Below are 1,172 nucleotides of genomic sequence, written 5' to 3'. Positions count from 1 at the left end.
CCGCCGCCACGTGCTGACCGCGCCGGCTGCTCACCCGGAGGAAGAACGCCCGCAGGGGACCCGGGGCTCGCGCCGCGGCCCAGGCGGCCTCGACCAGCATGCCACGGGCATGCCCTCGTCCCTGCTTGGTGATCCGCCCGTGATAGACAGGACCCGGACCGGACTGGCGCACGCTCGGGTTCAGCCCCAGATAGCTGACCAGCTTCTGCGGCGCCTCGAAGCGCTGGACATCGCCGATGGCCGCCACCAGCGCGAGCGCCACCACCATGTCGATGCCGGGGATGGTCATCAAGCGCGCGACGCTCTCGTCAGCCAGAGCGGAGCGCGCGAGATCCCGCTCGATCACCCGGAGGTCTTCGCCCAGGCGATCGAATTCCCGCAGATGCCGCTCAATGGCATAGCGCTCGTCGTCAGGCAGGATCTGCTCCGCAAGCCAGGCCCGTCCCTTGGGACCGCACAGATCAGCCGTCGGGCATGCGGGGATCAGATGGGCGTGCAGGATTGATTGGATGATGTTCTTGAGCCGGGAGCGCTGACGCACGACTTGGTTGCGCCGCGTGACCTGGCGGCGCAATGCCTGGGTCGTCTCATCGGCGATCCAGACCTCCGGCAGAAAGCCACTGGCATAGAGTTGTGCCAAGACTCCGGCATCGATGGTGTCGGTCTTGATCTTGGCATGGGCGATCACCCGCACCTGCTTCGGGTTAGCAATCACCACCCGCTTCACATGCGGGCTGATCACCGCCGCCACGGCGGCCGCGTTGCCGGTCGCTTCCACCACGACCACGTCAGTGCGCGACAGTGTGGCCGCGAACCCAGACAGCCGGTCCCGGCGCATGTCGATGCGCCCGATCCGCTTGAGCTTACCCTCCTGCCAAGCAACCGCCTCGGCGAAGGCGCGGTGAATATCCAGTCCGATGATGCGCATGCCGGTTCCCTCTGAGCTGTGCTCGTTCAAAACGGGAGCTGGCGGGCAACACGACACCTACTGATCCGCGCTCGCAGCGCATCCGGGCAAGTCGCAAGGGGGCGGCCATGTAACGAGTTCGGGCTCTCAGCCCAACGTCTATTGGCGGCCTGCCCGCACCTTCGTGCTCCCGGTGCCCCGCGTCCCAGATGGGCTCACCATAGCATCCCTTTCCGAAGAAGGCAGATGGACGCATAAGGCACCG

General features: G+C 66.5%; 1 protein-coding gene. It reads right to left on the bottom strand.

The features are described 5' to 3' along the window. Nucleotides 1-928, bottom strand: a 928-nt coding sequence (locus tag DC522_RS33635) for an IS110 family transposase (protein WP_116532711.1), incomplete at its 3' end; no start/stop codon positions are given. Nucleotides 929-1,172: the final 244 nt, after the last annotated feature.

The sequence above is a fragment of the Microvirga sp. KLBC 81 genome (assembly GCF_003075415.1).
Classification (GTDB): domain Bacteria; phylum Pseudomonadota; class Alphaproteobacteria; order Rhizobiales; family Beijerinckiaceae; genus Microvirga.
Note: the sequence above shows the minus strand (reverse complement) of the source record. Positions and strands in the feature narration are given on the sequence as shown.